We start from the raw sequence: 14,311 nt of genomic DNA, 5'->3' as shown, positions 1-14,311 counted from the left end.
TCAATCAACCCCTGCGTGCCGCTTTCGGGCGGTTTTTGGATTTCCATTCTTTATGACGACTGCCACCCCCGTTTCCGATTTCCAGGAAAGTTTCGCCGATCTGTTCGAAGAGAGCCTTTCCCGGCAGGAAATGCGCTCCGGCGAGGTGATCACTGCCGAAGTGGTCAGCATCGACCACAACTTCGTTGTCGTGAATGCCGGCCTCAAGTCCGAGAGCTATGTGCCGATCGAAGAGTTTCGCGATGACCGCGGCGAACTCGAAGTCACTGTCGGCGACTTTGTCCACGTCGCCATCGACGCACTGGAAGACGGCTACGGCGAAACCCGCCTGTCGCGGGAGAAGGCCAAGCGCATCGCCGCGTGGAACGACCTTGAGCGGGCGCTGAACGAAGGCACGCTGGTCAAGGGGCTGATCTCGGGTCGCGTTAAGGGTGGTTTGACCGTCATGACCAACAGCATCCGTGCGTTCCTGCCGGGCTCGCTGGTCGACATGCGTCCGGTCAAGGACACCTCGCCGTACGAAGGCAAGGAATACGAATTCAAGGTCATCAAGCTCGACCGCAAGCGCAACAACGTGGTCGTGTCGCGCCGCGCCGTGCTCGAAGAGACGATGGGCGAAGAGCGCGAAAAGCTGCTCGCAAACCTCAAGGAAGGCACCGTCGTCAAGGGTATCGTCAAGAACATCACCGACTACGGTGCGTTCGTCGATCTGGGCGGCATCGACGGTTTGCTGCACATCACCGACCTGGCCTGGCGTCGCGTGCGTCACCCGTCGGAAGTGCTCAACGTCGGTGACGAGATCGACGCGAAGGTCCTCAAGTTCGACCAGGAAAAGAACCGCGTCTCGCTGGGCCTCAAGCAACTCGGCGAAGATCCGTGGGTCGGCATCTCGCGCCGTTACCCGCAGGGCACGCGTCTGTTTGGCAAGGTGACCAACATCACCGACTACGGCGCGTTTGTCGAAGTCGAGCAGGGCATCGAAGGTCTGGTCCACGTGTCCGAAATGGACTGGACCAACAAGAACATCCACCCGACGAAGGTCGTCCAGCTCGGCGACGAAGTCGAAGTGATGATTCTCGAGATCGACGAAGACCGCCGCCGCATCTCGCTCGGCATGAAGCAGTGCATGTCGAACCCGTGGGACGATTTCGCGATCAATCACAAGAAGGGCGACAAGGTCCGCGGCCAGATCAAGTCGATCACCGACTTCGGCGTGTTCATCGGCCTGGAAGGGGGTATCGACGGTCTGGTTCACCTGTCCGACCTGTCATGGAGCGACGCGGGCGAAGAAGCCGTGCGTCGCTTCAAGAAGGGCGACGAAGTCGAGGCCGTCGTGCTGGCGATCGATGTCGAGCGCGAACGCATCTCGCTGGGCGTCAAGCAGCTCGAGGGCGATCCGTTCACGAACTTCATCGCGACGCACGAGAAGAACAGCATCGTCGGCGGCACCGTGAAATCGGTCGACGCGCGCGGCGCGGTCGTCGCCCTGAATGACGAAGTCGAAGGCTACCTGCGCGCTTCGGAAGCGGCTGCGCATCGTGTCGACGACCTGACGACCGTGCTCAAGGAAGGGCAGGAAGTCGAGGTGATGATCATCAACGTCGATCGCAAGACGCGTTCGATCAACCTGTCGATCCGTGCGAAGGACCAGGCCGAGCAGAGCGATGCGATGCAGAAGCTCGCCGCTGACAGCTCTGCCGCCAGCGGTACGACGAACCTGGGTGCGCTGCTGAAGGCTAAGCTCAACGAGCAGAAGCATTAAGCTCGGGCTGTCATGACCAAATCGGAGCTGATTGCGAAGCTGGCGGCACGCTTTCCGCAGCTGGTCGCAAAGGACGCCGATTACGCGGTCAAGATGGTGATCGATGCGATGTCCGACGCGCTCGCGCGCGGGGATCGCATCGAGATCCGGGGGTTCGGCAGCTTCGCGCTGAACTACCGGCCGCCTCGCGTGGGACGGAATCCGAAATCCGGCGACAAGGTGCTCGTGCCGGAGAAGTACGTCCCCCATTTCAAGGCGGGCAAGGAGTTGCGGGAGCGCGTCGATATTGCCGGATGACAGGCGGCAATCGGTATTCAGTTTGCAACACAATAGTGTGGGAAGGCGGCGCGAGCCGCCTTCTTTTTTGCGTTTCGCTCAGAGATAATCGACGCCCATGCGCATCGTAATGTGGATAATCCGGCTGCTGCTGTTCTTCTTCCTGTTCGGTTTCGCAGTGAAGAACGACCATCTCGTGAGCCTCCAGTTTTTCTTCGGTAGCCACTGGCAACTGCCGCTGGTGTTCGTGATCCTCGTCGCGTTTTCGGCCGGTGCACTGCTCGGAGTAACGGCGACCTTCGGCTCACTGCTGCGGCAGCGTCGCGAAATCGCCCGGCTGCGGCGACAGCTCGACCGGGCGCTGCGCGAACGTGAGACCGCGCCCGCGTCGGCGGAGCGTCTGCCCGAGGTCCAGGCGCCCGAGATGTTCTGAACAATATGGACATCGAATTCTGGTGGCTACTGGCGCTACCGCTGTTTTTCGCGCTCGGCTGGCTTGCCGCCCGCATCGACATCCGTCAGGTCGTCCATGAGTCGCGCGCGTTGCCGCGCTCGTATCTGTCCGGCCTGAACTTCCTGCTGAACGAGCAGCAGGACAAGGCGATCGACGCGTTCATCGAGGCGGTGAAGATCGATCCGCAGACGGTCGAGCTGCATTTCGCGCTCGGTAGCCTGTTCCGGCGCCGCGGCGAGACCGACCGCGCGATCCGGATGCATCAGAACCTCGTCGATCGCGAGGACCTTTCCGAGGAGCAGCGGCTGCAGGCGCTCGCCGAACTCGGACAGGATCACCTGAAAGCCGGCCTGCTCGACCGCGCGGAGGCGGTTTTCGCGCGGCTTTGCGGTTCGCGGCTCAACGACCTCGCGATGCGGTTCCTGCTCGAGATCTACCAGCAGGAAAAGGACTGGGAGAAGGCGGTCGAGGCCGCAAAGGCCCTTCCGGATCACGAGAGTGTGCTGTGGCGCAAGGAGGTCGCGAACTTCTACTGCGAGCTCGCGACGTCCGCGGTGGCGAGTTCGCGCCTCGACGCCGCACGTCGTTACCTGGACGAGGCGTTCGCGGTCAACCGGCGTTGCGTCAGGGCGAGCCTCGTGCTCGGAGACGTGCTCGTCGCCGAGCAGCGCTACGAGGAGGCGATCGAGACGTGGAAACGGGTCGAGAGCCAGGATCCGGTCTATCTCGCGCTCGTCGCGGAGCGGGTCATGGAGGCCCATCGGCGGCTCGGCCGGGTCGAGCAGGGCCAGACGCTGTTGCGTTCGTGGCTCGAGCGGCATCCGTCGCTGGATCTGCTCGACGAAGTCTTCCACTGGGAACTCGAAAAGGCTGGCGCCCGTGCCGCCTATGATCTCGTCCGCGAAGAGCTGCGGCGCAACCCGACGCTGCTCGGACTCGACAAGCTGCTCGAAGCGGCGCTTCTGAGCGCGCCGGCCGAGCAGCGCAGCGACATCGAGCTCGTCAAGCAACTGATCCACGATCATACCCGTCGTGTCGCCCGCTACCGCTGCACCGAATGTGGTTTCAAGGCGCGCCAGTTCCAGTGGCGCTGCCCCGCGTGCGGCGGCTGGGAGACCTATCCGCCGCGCCGGACGGAGGAATACGACCTCGAGCCCTGAGGGCGTCCGCCGTCCGCCTACGAGCAGCAACCGAAGTCTGACCTTTCAACAGGGGGCGCACCATGAAGATATCTGTCGTCGGAACCGGATATGTCGGACTCGTCAGCGGCGCCTGTCTTGCGGATGTCGGCAACGACGTGCTGTGTCTGGACCTGGATCCCGCGAAAATCCGGGTCCTCGAGGGCGGCGACATCCCAATCCACGAGCCGGGACTGCTCGAGATCGTGCGCCGCAACGTCGCGGCCGGGCGGCTGTCCTTCACGACCGACGTCGAGGCCGCGGCTCGCTTCGGGACCATGCAGTTCATCGCGGTCGGCACGCCGCCCGACGAGGACGGCTCGGCCGACCTGCAGTACGTGCTCGCCGCGGCACGCAACATCGGCCGCTACATGGACGGGTACCGCGTGGTCGTCGACAAATCGACGGTTCCGGTGGGGACCGGTGATCAGGTCCGCGCGGCGATCGCCGCCGAGTTGCGCCGGCGGGAGTCGAACCTGGAATTCAGCGTCGTCTCGAACCCCGAGTTCCTGAAGGAAGGCGCCGCGGTCGAGGATTTCATGCGCCCGGACCGCATCATCGTCGGCGCCGAGGACGAACGCGCGATCGAGCTGATGCGGGAGCTTTACGGTCCGTTCCAGCGCAATCGCGAAAAGGTCCTCGTCATGGACGTGAAGAGCGCGGAGATGACGAAGTACGCGGCGAACGCGATGCTGGCGACACGCATCAGCTTCATGAACGAGCTCGCGAACCTAGCCGAGACGCTGGGCGCCGACATCGAGCTCGTTCGCCAGGGCATCGGCTCGGACCCGCGCATCGGCTGGCAATTCCTGTACGCGGGTTGCGGCTACGGTGGCTCGTGCTTTCCGAAGGACGTGAAAGCGCTGATGCGCATCGGCCGTGTACGGGGTCACGACCTGCAGATACTGAACGCCGTCGAGTCGGCGAACGAGGCGCAGAAGCTGCGGCTCGTCGACAAGATCGTCGCCCGTTTCGGCGAAGACCTTTCCGGGAAGCATTTCGGCCTGTGGGGGCTCGCGTTCAAACCCAACACCGACGACATGCGCGACGCGCCGAGCCGGACGGTCGTTGCCGAGTTGTTCCGCCGCGGCGCGACGGTTGCGGCCTACGATCCGGTCGCGGTCGGCGAGGCCCGACGCATTTTCGGCGATGACGTCCGGCTGACCCTCGTCGAGCGCCCGATGAGCGTGCTCGAAGGCGCCGATGCGCTCGTGATCGTGACGGAATGGAAGGAGTTCCGCAGCCCCGACTTCGAACGCATCCGGCAGACCCTCAGGGCGCCGGTCGTGTTCGACGGCCGCAACATGTACGAGCCGGCGGTGATGAAGCGCTACGGTCTCGAATATCACGGCATCGGCCGCCGCTGAACGGGATTTCCGGCACGGCCACTGCTATAAGCTTATGCCGCTGCGCCGGGGTGCCCGCCCGTGGCGCCCGCTTAATATCGGGCATTCGCAGCAGATGGAATACCGGGAAATGGAATACAAGACGCTCGAAGACTACGTCGGCCACACGCCCCTCGTGCGCCTGAAGCGCATCGGCGCGGGGCGCAACAACGTGATCCTCGCGAAACTGGAAGGGAACAACCCGGCCGGCTCCGTGAAGGACCGGCCGGCGCTGTCGATGATCGTGCACGCGGAGGCGCGCGGCGACATTCGTCCCGGCGACACGCTGATCGAGGCGACCAGCGGCAACACTGGCATTGCGCTCGCGATGGCGGCGGCGATGCGCGGTTACCGGATGATCCTCGTGATGCCGGAAAACCAGAGCATCGAGCGCCGACAGACGATGCGCGCGTTCGGGGCCGAACTCGTGCTCACGCCGCGCGAAGGCGGGATGGAAATGGCGCGCGATGTCGCGGAGCGGATGCGCGACGAGGGTAAGGGGATCATCCTCGACCAATTCGCGAACCCGGACAACCCGCTGTCGCACTACGAAGCGACCGGTCCCGAAATCTGGGAGCAGAGCGGCGGACGCATCACCCATTTCGTCAGCAGCATGGGGACGACCGGCACGATCATGGGATGCTCGCAGTACCTGAAGGAAAAGAATCCCGCGATCCGGATCATCGGCTGCCAGCCCGAGGAAGGGTCGCAGATTCCGGGCATCCGCAAGTGGCCCGAAGCCTACCTGCCCAGGATCTACGAGAAGCCGCGGGTCGACGCGCTCGAATACGTCAGCCAGGCGGACGCCGAGGAGATGACGCGCCGGCTCGCCCGCGAGGAAGGAATCTTCGCCGGTATCTCGTCGGGCGGGGCGCTGCACGTCGCGGTGCGACTCGCCGCCGGACTCGAGAACGCCGTGATCGTCTCCATCGTCTGCGACCGTGGCGACCGTTATCTGTCGACGGGCGTTTTCCCCGGCTGATCGCCCCCACGCGGGCGGTGCGGCCCGTTTTCCGCGCGGCCGCCTCGCGCTGCTCCTTCTCCTGCTGATCGTCGTCCGGCCGGCGCTTGCATCCGTCGGCTCGCTGCATCTCGAACTCGGCCGCTTCGAGCACCCCGCATTCGTCATCGACGGACTGAGCGTCCGCATCGATGGGGACGGCGAAACCGCGCAGATGGCGATCCGGGGCATCGAGGCCGGAGGGCACCGTTGGGAGCGTTCGAGCATCCGCTGCGCCCGGTTCCGGTTCGAGCGCGCTGTCGTCGACTGCCGCGCGGGCACGCTCTCGGTGCCCGGCTTGATCGACGCCGCGGCGGTCGGTTTCCGCTTCGACACCGGTGACGGGAGCGGCGAGGCGACTCTGCGCTTCGGTGACGGCGAGGCGGTCGATCTGTCCGTGGGGCGCGATGGAGGGGGCGAGCTTCGGCTCGCAGGCGTCCGCGTCGCCCGACTCGCCGCCGGACTCGCGGAACTCGCGTCATGGCAGCCGAGCGGGCGCCTCGACGGGCGCCTCGACTATTCGCCGGGCGAGGACGGCGGCCGGCTCATCGCCTCGGCCACGCTCCGGGACGCAGGGTTCGCGAGCGCGGACGGCCTCCGCGCGGCGGAAAAGGTCGCGCTGGACGTCAACGTGCGCGCCCGCGCCGCGGCTCGAGGATGGAACTGGGAGGGGCGTGTCGCGTGGACCGGCGGCGAAGCCTATGTACATCCGGTCTACCTCGTCGCGGGTCCGGTGATCGACGCAGCGGGGCGGTACACGTCGGGTTCGCTCACCGTCGATCGCGCGCATCTCGAGCTTGCAGGTGTGCGCACGATCGCCGCCGCGGGCAAGTTCGACCTGCGAAAGGCTGCCCTGCGCCGCCTCGCGCTGTCGGTCGCCGATGCCGATCTCGCGGTCGTCGGTCCGCGCTTTCTCGCGCCGGCGCTCGCTCCGGCCGATGCCGCGCAACTGCAATTCGCCGGCCGGCTGAGCGCCGGGATCGAGATCGAAAACGGGGCGTTGCGCGCGCTCGACGTCGCGCTCGACGAGGCCGCGTTCAGGCTGACTGACAAGGCCCTGAGCTTCGGTCCGCTGACCGGCTCCGTGCCATGGCGCGCGGACCGGGAAATCGTGGCGACGCTCGCGGTCGGCGGCGGCCGCTGGCAGACACTAGCGCTCGGCGAATTCGACGTTGCGGCCCGGCTTTCCGGATCCCGCCTCGAGGTCGAACGCGTCGAAGTGCCACTGCTCGACGGCGCGCTCGTCGTCGACGAGTTGGTGCTGCGCAAGGATCGGACGGGCTGGCACGGGAGCGGTGCACTCGTCGTCGAGCCGGTGTCGATGAGCCGGCTGACCGAGGCGGCCGGCCTGCCCGCGATGTCCGGCACGCTGGCCGCGTCGCTGCCGAACCTGCGCGTCTCGCCCGGCGAGATCGCGCTCGACGGCGCACTAGTGATCTCGGTCTTCGGCGGCTACGTGCAGGCGACGGGTCTGCATCTTCTCGAGCCTTTCGGCGTCGCGCCGCATCTTTACACGGACGTCGAGGCGCGGTCGATCGACCTCGGGCAACTGACCGAAACCTTCTCGTTCGGGAGCATCACCGGTCTGATCGACGCGGACATCGTCGGGCTGGACCTCGCCGGGTGGCGACCGGTGAAGTTCGATGCGCGCGTCGCGAGCAGCCCGGGTTCATACGGTCGCCGGGTCAGCCAGCGGGCGGTGCAGAACATCGGCGCGCTGGGCGGAGCCGGTGCGGTCGCGGCGCTGCAGCGCGGCTTCATCGGCTTGTTCGAGACGTTCGGCTATCGCGACATCGGTCTTTCCTGCGTCCTGCGCCGCGGCGTATGCACGATGAGTGGCCTCGCGGATGTCGGCGGCGCGGGCGAGGGGTTTTACCTCGTGCGCGGCGGCGGCATCCCGGCGCTGAATGTCATCGGCTACAATCGCCGCGTCGATTGGAACGTACTGATCGGCCGGCTGCAGCGGGTGATCGCGTCGAACACCGCTCCGATCGTCCGCTAGCGACCGCCGCTGCGGCGACGCCCACATCCTTCCCGGCGTAGCGCCGGTCCTTCAGGAGTCCGCATGACTGCCCTCCGCAGCATCGCGATGCTCGGCGCCCTTGTCGCCAGCGCCAGCGCGTGCGTAACGATCAACATCTATTTTCCGGCGGCGGCCGCCGAGAAGGCGGCCGATCGCATCATCGACGACGTCTGGCAACTGCCCGGCGGCGCGACGCCGGCCGCGCCGCAACCGATGGAAGGAGACGAAAAATGATCCCGCTGATGCCCATTGTCCGAGCGTGGTTCGCGATTATTTTGCTCGGCGTCGCCGGCCTCGCCGTCGCGCAAGGCAACCTCGAGATCGACACGCCGGCGATCGCGGCGTTGAAGCAATCGATGCAGCGCCGGCATGCGCAGCTCACACCGCTGTATGACTCGGGCGTGATCGGCCTCGCCGCCGACGGCAACGTCGCACTGCGCGATGCTTCCGGGGTGCCGCTCGCGCAGCGCGGCCAGGTGAATGCGCTGGTCGCGGCGGAAAACGCCGATCGCGCGGCGCTCTACCGCGAGATCGCGCGCGCGAACGGGCACCCCGAATGGGAAGCCGACGTGCGCAAGACCTTCGGCGAACGCTGGATTGACCGCGCACCGTCCGGCTGGTGGGTGCAGCGCGGCGGCTGGGGGCGCAAGTGATGCCGATCCTCGTCTTCGACATCGAAACGATCCCCGACGTCGCCGGCATCCGCGCGCTCAACGACCTGCCCGCCGACCTGAGCGACTACGAGGTCGCCGAATTTGCGTTCCAGCAGCGGCGGGCCGCGAACGGCAGCGACTTCCTGCAGCATCACCTGCAGCGCATCGTGACGATTTCGTGCGCGCTGCGCGACGCGAATCAGTTCCGCGTGTTCTCGCTGTCCGAGCCTGATTGCACCGAGGGCGAGATCGTCCAGCGCTTCTTCGACGGCATCGAGCGCTACACGCCGCAGATCGTCTCGTGGAACGGCGGCGGCTTCGACCTGCCGGTACTGCATTACCGCGGCATGCAGCACGGCGTTACGGCGCCGCGCTACTGGGACCAGGGCGAGGGCGACTACCACGACTCGCGCGATTTTAAGTGGAACAATTACATCGGCCGCTATCACAGCCGCCATCTCGACCTGATGGACCTGCTCGCGCTGTATCAGCCGCGCGCGAATGCGCCGCTCGATGAACTCGCGAAGCTGATGGGTTTCCCGGGCAAGCTCGGGATGGACGGGTCGGCAGTGTGGTCGGCGTGGCAGGAGGGGCGAGCGGCGGAAATCCGCGACTATTGCGAGACCGATGTCGTGAATACCTATCTCGTGTATCTCGGATTCCAGCGCATGCGCGGCCAGCTCGACGCCGCTGCGCACGCGGCGGAACTCGCGGTCGTCCGGGAGACCCTCGCGCGTATCGATGCGCCGCACTGGAAACAGTTTCTTGCAGCATGGCCCGAGAGGGCGCCCGAAGATGGACGGGGATTCGGCAGGAGGTACGCATGTCCATCATCGGAACAATCGTCATCGGGTTCATCGTCGGGCTGATCGCCCGTCTGTTGCATCCGGGCCGCGACGGAATCGGGATCATCCTGACGACGCTGCTCGGCATTGCGGGCGCGATGCTCGCGACCTACGGCGGGCAGTTCCTCGGCCTCTATCGCGCGGACGAACCTGCCGGTTTCATCGGCGCGATCGTCGGCGCGATCATCATCCTGTTCGTCTTCACGCGCTTGCGCCGCCGGTAGCCGGCGCAAATAAAAAAACGGCCAGTTTGTCGCCGGCCGTTCGCGAGGACATCCGAAGGGCTCGTGTCGAGCCCCCGGAAATCAATACACGTCGTGCTGTGTGTTGTAGATGTTGAAGTGGCCGGTAGGGGTGATCAGCTTCGGATCCTTGATCACTGTCTTCAGCTCGAGCGTCTTGTCATCGACGACGACGATCGCGGACTCCTTGTCCTTTCCCGACCACACGGCGAACCACACCTCGTTGCCGTCCTTGTTGTATTCCGGCTGCACGACCCGCTTCGCGCCGTCATCCTTCAGGCCCGCCCACTCGGCGATCGGCAGCACCTTCGAGCCCGCCTGCAGGTTGCCCAGGTCATACACCGCGACGGTCTGGCTGACCTTCGCGTCGGGGTGCAGCGGATTGTCGACATAGAGGTGCTTCGACTTCGGGTGCGTCTTGATGAACAGCGATCCGCCGCCCTGGCTCTTCAGCGTGTCGACCATCTTCCACGCGTACTGCTTGTGCTTCACCGGGTCGGTGCCGATCAGCGCGATGGTGTCGTCGCCTAGGTGACCGGTCGCCCACACCGGGCCGTACTTCGGATGCGTGAAGTTCGCGCCGCGCCCCGGGTGAGGGATCTTGCCGACATCGACGAGGCCGGCGAGCTTGCCGTCCTTCGCGTCGATCGCGGCGACCTTGTTCGACTGGTTCGCCGCGACCATGAAGTAGCGCTTCGACGCGTCCCAGCCGCCGTCGTGCAGGTAGCGGGCCGAGCCGATCTCGGTCATCTTCAGGTTCTTGATGTCCGAGTAATCGACCATCAGCGTCTTGCCCGTTTCCTTGACGTTGACGACGAACTCCGGCTTGAAGTGCGACGCGACGATCGCGGCGACGCGAGGCTCGGGGTGATACTCCTGCGTGTCCACCGTCAGGCCGCGCGTCGAGACGATCTTCTGCGGCTCGAGCGTGTCGCCGTCCATGATCACAAACTGCGGCGGCCAGTAGGCGCCCGCGATCGCGTACTTGTCCTCGTAGCCCTTGAACTTCGACGTGTCGACCGACCGCGCTTCGAGGCCGATGCGGATCTCGGCGACGTTGTCGGGCTTCTCCATCCATAGGTCGATCATGTTGATCTTCGCGTCGCGACCGATCACGAACAGGTAACGCCCGGACGCGGAAATGCGGGAGATATGCACCGCGTAGCCGGTCTTGACGATGTTGATGATCTTCTTCGTGTCGCCGTCGATCAGCGCGATCTCGCCGGTGTCGCGCAGCGTCGTCGAGAAGATGTTCGCGATGTTGTAGTTGTTCATCTTCTTCGTCGGCCGCTTTTCCGGCGGGACGATGACCTTCCACGTCTCCTTCATCTGCGGCATGCCGAATTCCGGCGGCTGCGGAGGCGATTGCTGGATGTAGCGCGCCATCAGGTCGACTTCGTCGTCCGTGAGCTCACCCGAGGTGCCCCAGTTCGGCATCCCGGCGGGAGAACCGTACTTGATGAAGACCTTGAGATACTCGCTGCCGGCCGCGAGCGTCTTGTCCGGAGTCAACGGCTTGCCGGTCGCGCCCTTGCGCAGCACGCCGTGGCAGCCGGCGCAGCGCTGGAAGTAGATGTTCTGGCCCTTCGCGAATTCGGCCTTGGTCATCTTCGGCGCGTCGGGATTGATGTCCTGGTACATTTCGACGCCCGCCAGCGGGGATCCGCCGGCCTGGTATTTCGCTTCCGCCTCGCCGACGTGCTCCTCGGTGTTCGCCTGCGCGAACGCCTGCGACATCGCGAGAGGCAGCGCCGCCAGCAGAAGTGCGCCCGTCGTCCATTTCCTTCTCATACTCATGATCGGTCTCCTTGAGTGAAGAATTCGCGTTCCGCCCTGCTGTTATAGGCGGTCACGCCGTCATAGCGAGTTGATCCGGTTGTACTGCGCCTCCGTGTAAAGCGTGAAGCGATACGACCGAGCCGATCATGATCAGCGCGGGCGATTTGAGCCGGGCGCGCCTGACCGCGCCGGGCAGGCAGTCGAGGCGCTCGGTCACGACGATCTGTCCGTCGGTCGTGCCCTTGTGGACGACCGCAGCGGGCGTCCCGCCGGCGAGCCCGTGCGCGATGAGCTGCGCGCAGATGATGTCGAGCGCGCCGAGCCCCATGTAGATCACGACCGTCTGGTTCGGCCGCGCGAGCGCGGTCCAGTCGAGGTTGACGCTCCCGTCCTTGAGGTGCCCCGTCGTGAAGACGACCGAGCGCGCGTGGTCGCGATGCGTCAGCGGCATGCCGGTACAGGCCGAGATTCCGCACGCGGCGGTGATCCCGGGGACGACCTCGCATTCGACGCCGGCCGCGAGCAGCTCCTCCCGTTCCTCGCCGCCGCGGCCGAAGAGGAACGGGTCGCCGCCCTTGAGCCGGACGACGTTGTCGCCGCCGCGCGCGAGCTCGACGAGAAGGCCGTTGATCCGGTCCTGCGGCAGCGCGTGGTGGCCCGCCTCCTTGCCGGCGTAGATCATCCGCGCGGCGGGATTGATCAGACCGAGGATGCCTTCGCCGACGAGGTGGTCGTAGACGACAACGCGGGCGTCGGCGAGCAGACGGGCTGCCTTGAGCGTGAGCAGCTCCGGATCGCCGGGCCCGGCACCGACGAGGTACACCTTGCCGGGTCGGCAGTGTCCCGCGTGCGCCTCGCGGGGGGCCGGGCTGTGGATGCCGTCGACATGCTTGCTCATGAATGGGCTCTCCGCGTATGCCGCGAAACGGTCGCTCGCGGCGATGTCAGTTGGCGCGAACAGGTGTTCGAACGCCGCCACTTTAGCCCTACTTCCCGTCCGGGAAATTAACCGATATCAAGGAGCGCGAATCGATGCGGGGCGGATACTCCGGCTGCACCGCGGATCGAGTTCCGGGCGACTGACCGGGCCGCGGTTTCCATCACCGAGGGTTGAAGCGTGTCCGATCGACTTGTCCTGTTCGCGGCCAGTATCGCCGCGCTCGTCGCAGCGCCTGCGCAGGCCGGCGGCGCCGCACCCGACGACGAGCGGCAGCGCGAACTCGTGCATATCGTCCGCCAGGACTGTGGGTCGTGCCACGGGCTGACGCTCGCCGGCGGGCTCGGCCCGGCGCTGACGCCGGCGACGCTGCGCGACAAGCCCGTCGAAGGACTCGTCGTGACGATCGTCGGCGGCCGGCCCGGCACGCCGATGCCGCCGTTCCGCGGAATCGTCTCCGAGGGCGAGGCGCAGTGGATCGTCGAGCGTCTGATCGAAGGTTTTCCGTCGGACCCCGGGCCCGCCGGTGGGTCGCGAGCGCCGCGCTGAGCCGCGACGCACTTCCGAAACGAAACGAGACATCCGATGCTGCAGACTTTCGCGAAGTACTTCTGGTGGGTGGTTCCGGTGTTGCTGCTGTCGGCGTGCGCATCGCAGCCTCCGGCCGCGCTGCGCGGCACGGGCGACCTCGGCGTCGTCGTCGAGCGGGCGACCGGGCAGCTTCAGGTCGTCGAGACGACCGGTCGCCGCGCGCTCGCGCAGGTGTCCGGGCTCGGCGACCTGTCGCACGCGTCGGTTGTCTTCTCGCGCGACAGCCGCTACGCATACGTCTTCGGGCGCGACGGCGGGCTGACGAAAGTCGATCTGCTGCGCGCCGAGATCGCCGGCCGCGTCGTGCAGGCGGGCAACGCGATCGGCGGCGCGATCTCGCAGGATGGCCGCATCCTCGTCGCGCAGAACTACGAGCCGGGCGGCATCAAGGCGTTCGACGCCGACACGCTCGAACTGCTCGCCGATGTGCCGGCGACCTATGGCAGCGACGGCAAGCGATCGAAAGTCGTCGGGCTCGCCGACCTGCCGGGCAACCGTTTCGTCTATTCGCTGTTCGACGCGAACGAGATCCGCGTCACCGACTTCTCCGATCCGCGGCAACCGAAGACCGAGCGCTACCCGGCCGGCAAGCAGCCGTACGACGCGCTGGTGACGCCCGATGGCCGCTACTACATCGCCGGCCTGTTCGGCGAGGACGGACTGTCGATGCTCGACCTGTGGCAGCCGGCGCAGGGCGTGCGCACGATCCTGCCCGGCTACGGCCGCGGCGAGCAGGCGCTGCCGGTGTACAAGATGCCGCACCTGCGCGGCTGGGCGGTTGCCGCCGGCCGCGCCTACCTACCGGCGATCGGCCGGCACGAAGTGCTCGTCGTCGAACTCGGCACGTGGAAGGAAGTCGGCCGTATCCCGGTCAAGAGCCAGCCGGTGTTCGTGATGGCGCGGCCGGACGGCCGCGAGGTCTGGGTCAATTTCGCATTCCCCGACAACGGTTGGATGCAGGTCATCGACACATTCGAGCACCGCGTCGTCGACACGCTTCAGCCCGGCCGCGCGATCCTGCACATGGAGTTCACGCCGAAGGGTGAGGCGGTGTGGATCTCGGCGCGCGACGACAACAAGGTCGTCGTCTATGGCACCGCGAAGCGCGACAAGCTTGCGGAGCTGCCGGCCGCCAGCCCGAGCGGGATATTCTTCACGAGCCGCGCGTTCAGGACGGGTTTCTGAC

General features: G+C 66.1%; 15 protein-coding genes. 13 read left to right on the top strand and 2 right to left on the bottom strand.

The genetic code is table 11. From position 1 onward, the window contains the following. The first annotated feature begins 52 nt into the window (after window positions 1-52). The 11 genes from rpsA to V6M37_RS14895 all read left to right on the top strand — a co-directional run bounded on the left by rpsA (window position 53) and on the right by V6M37_RS14895 (window position 9,800). Window positions 53-1,762 carry a 30S ribosomal protein S1 gene (gene rpsA, locus V6M37_RS14945; RefSeq protein ID WP_332674632.1) on the top strand — a complete coding sequence of 570 codons (1,710 nt, stop codon included), beginning with the start codon at window positions 53-55 and terminating at the stop codon, window positions 1,760-1,762. A gap of 12 nt (window positions 1,763-1,774) precedes the next feature. Further along, window positions 1,775-2,059: an integration host factor subunit beta gene (locus V6M37_RS14940; protein ID WP_332674630.1), complete on the top strand. Its 285-nt coding sequence runs from the start codon at window positions 1,775-1,777 to the stop codon at window positions 2,057-2,059. Window positions 2,060-2,156: 97 nt separating this feature from the next. Continuing rightward, window positions 2,157-2,471 carry a LapA family protein gene (locus V6M37_RS14935; protein ID WP_332674629.1) on the top strand — a complete coding sequence of 105 codons (315 nt, stop codon included), beginning with the start codon at window positions 2,157-2,159 and terminating at the stop codon, window positions 2,469-2,471. Window positions 2,472-2,476: 5 nt separating this feature from the next. Then, window positions 2,477-3,652 carry a lipopolysaccharide assembly protein LapB gene (lapB, locus tag V6M37_RS14930; protein WP_332674628.1) on the top strand — a complete coding sequence of 392 codons (1,176 nt, stop codon included), beginning with the start codon at window positions 2,477-2,479 and terminating at the stop codon, window positions 3,650-3,652. Between the two features lie 62 nt (window positions 3,653-3,714). After that, window positions 3,715-5,037: a UDP-glucose dehydrogenase family protein gene (locus tag V6M37_RS14925; RefSeq protein ID WP_332674627.1), complete on the top strand. Its 1,323-nt coding sequence runs from the start codon at window positions 3,715-3,717 to the stop codon at window positions 5,035-5,037. 109 nt (window positions 5,038-5,146) lie between these two features. After that, window positions 5,147-6,037: a cysteine synthase CysM gene (gene cysM, locus V6M37_RS14920; protein ID WP_332674626.1), complete on the top strand. Its 891-nt coding sequence runs from the start codon at window positions 5,147-5,149 to the stop codon at window positions 6,035-6,037. Further along, complete coding sequence (locus tag V6M37_RS14915; protein ID WP_332674625.1) at window positions 5,997-8,057, top strand: hypothetical protein; 2,061 nt, start codon at window positions 5,997-5,999, stop codon at window positions 8,055-8,057. The genes cysM and V6M37_RS14915 overlap by 41 nt, the downstream gene beginning before the upstream one ends. 63 nt (window positions 8,058-8,120) lie before the next feature. After that, window positions 8,121-8,312, top strand: coding sequence for a hypothetical protein (locus V6M37_RS14910; protein ID WP_332674623.1), 192 nt, complete (start codon window positions 8,121-8,123; stop codon window positions 8,310-8,312). Further along, a complete protein-coding gene (locus V6M37_RS14905; protein ID WP_332674621.1) occupies window positions 8,309-8,731 on the top strand; it encodes a YdbL family protein in 423 nt (140 codons plus the stop codon). The genes V6M37_RS14910 and V6M37_RS14905 overlap by 4 nt, the downstream gene beginning before the upstream one ends. Beyond that, the gene (locus V6M37_RS14900; RefSeq protein ID WP_332674619.1) at window positions 8,731-9,600 is read left to right on the top strand and encodes a 3'-5' exonuclease; all 870 of its coding nucleotides are present in this window, start codon (window positions 8,731-8,733) and stop codon (window positions 9,598-9,600) included. The genes V6M37_RS14905 and V6M37_RS14900 overlap by 1 nt, the downstream gene beginning before the upstream one ends. Further along, window positions 9,555-9,800 carry a GlsB/YeaQ/YmgE family stress response membrane protein gene (locus V6M37_RS14895; protein ID WP_332674617.1) on the top strand — a complete coding sequence of 82 codons (246 nt, stop codon included), beginning with the start codon at window positions 9,555-9,557 and terminating at the stop codon, window positions 9,798-9,800. The genes V6M37_RS14900 and V6M37_RS14895 overlap by 46 nt, the downstream gene beginning before the upstream one ends. Before the next feature lie 81 nt (window positions 9,801-9,881). On the opposite strand, the gene V6M37_RS14890 is transcribed toward V6M37_RS14895, so the two are convergent. Beyond that, window positions 9,882-11,615, bottom strand: coding sequence for a cytochrome D1 domain-containing protein (locus V6M37_RS14890; RefSeq protein WP_332674615.1), 1,734 nt, complete (start codon window positions 11,613-11,615; stop codon window positions 9,882-9,884). A 52-nt stretch (window positions 11,616-11,667) separates the two neighbouring features. After that, the gene (cobA, locus tag V6M37_RS14885) at window positions 11,668-12,495 is read right to left on the bottom strand and encodes a uroporphyrinogen-III C-methyltransferase (RefSeq protein ID WP_332674613.1); all 828 of its coding nucleotides are present in this window, start codon (window positions 12,493-12,495) and stop codon (window positions 11,668-11,670) included. 219 nt (window positions 12,496-12,714) lie between these two features. Here cobA and V6M37_RS14880 point away from each other — a divergent pair, with 219 nt between their 5' ends. Continuing rightward, window positions 12,715-13,083: a c-type cytochrome gene (locus V6M37_RS14880; protein ID WP_332674611.1), complete on the top strand. Its 369-nt coding sequence runs from the start codon at window positions 12,715-12,717 to the stop codon at window positions 13,081-13,083. Between the two features lie 36 nt (window positions 13,084-13,119). Beyond that, entirely contained in the window at window positions 13,120-14,310 is a 1,191-nt protein-coding gene (locus tag V6M37_RS14875; RefSeq protein ID WP_332674609.1) for a cytochrome D1 domain-containing protein, read from the top strand. The last annotated feature ends 1 nt before the right edge of the window (window position 14,311 follow it).

It is taken from the genome of Aromatoleum sp., from assembly GCF_036675785.1.
Taxonomy (GTDB): Bacteria; Pseudomonadota; Gammaproteobacteria; order Burkholderiales; family Rhodocyclaceae; genus Aromatoleum.
This window is presented reverse-complemented; position numbering and strand designations above follow the sequence as displayed.

Bases quoted from the DNA above. Each gene is read 5' to 3' on its own strand.
- cysM (WP_332674626.1), top strand. From the start codon at position 5,147: ATGGAATACAAGACGCTCGAAGACTACGTCGGCCACACGCCCCTCGTG.
- lapB (WP_332674628.1), top strand. From the start codon at position 2,477: ATGGACATCGAATTCTGGTGGCTACTGGCGCTACCGCTGTTTTTCGCG.
- V6M37_RS14905 (WP_332674621.1), top strand. From the start codon at position 8,309: ATGATCCCGCTGATGCCCATTGTCCGAGCGTGGTTCGCGATTATTTTG.
- V6M37_RS14890 (WP_332674615.1), bottom strand. From the start codon at position 11,615: ATGAGTATGAGAAGGAAATGGACGACGGGCGCACTTCTGCTGGCGGCG.
- V6M37_RS14925 (WP_332674627.1), top strand. From the start codon at position 3,715: ATGAAGATATCTGTCGTCGGAACCGGATATGTCGGACTCGTCAGCGGC.
- V6M37_RS14875 (WP_332674609.1), top strand. From the start codon at position 13,120: ATGCTGCAGACTTTCGCGAAGTACTTCTGGTGGGTGGTTCCGGTGTTG.
- cobA (WP_332674613.1), bottom strand. From the start codon at position 12,495: ATGAGCAAGCATGTCGACGGCATCCACAGCCCGGCCCCCCGCGAGGCG.
- V6M37_RS14940 (WP_332674630.1), top strand. From the start codon at position 1,775: ATGACCAAATCGGAGCTGATTGCGAAGCTGGCGGCACGCTTTCCGCAG.
- V6M37_RS14895 (WP_332674617.1), top strand. From the start codon at position 9,555: ATGTCCATCATCGGAACAATCGTCATCGGGTTCATCGTCGGGCTGATC.
- V6M37_RS14935 (WP_332674629.1), top strand. From the start codon at position 2,157: ATGCGCATCGTAATGTGGATAATCCGGCTGCTGCTGTTCTTCTTCCTG.
- rpsA (WP_332674632.1), top strand. From the start codon at position 53: ATGACGACTGCCACCCCCGTTTCCGATTTCCAGGAAAGTTTCGCCGAT.
- V6M37_RS14910 (WP_332674623.1), top strand. From the start codon at position 8,121: ATGACTGCCCTCCGCAGCATCGCGATGCTCGGCGCCCTTGTCGCCAGC.
- V6M37_RS14900 (WP_332674619.1), top strand. From the start codon at position 8,731: ATGCCGATCCTCGTCTTCGACATCGAAACGATCCCCGACGTCGCCGGC.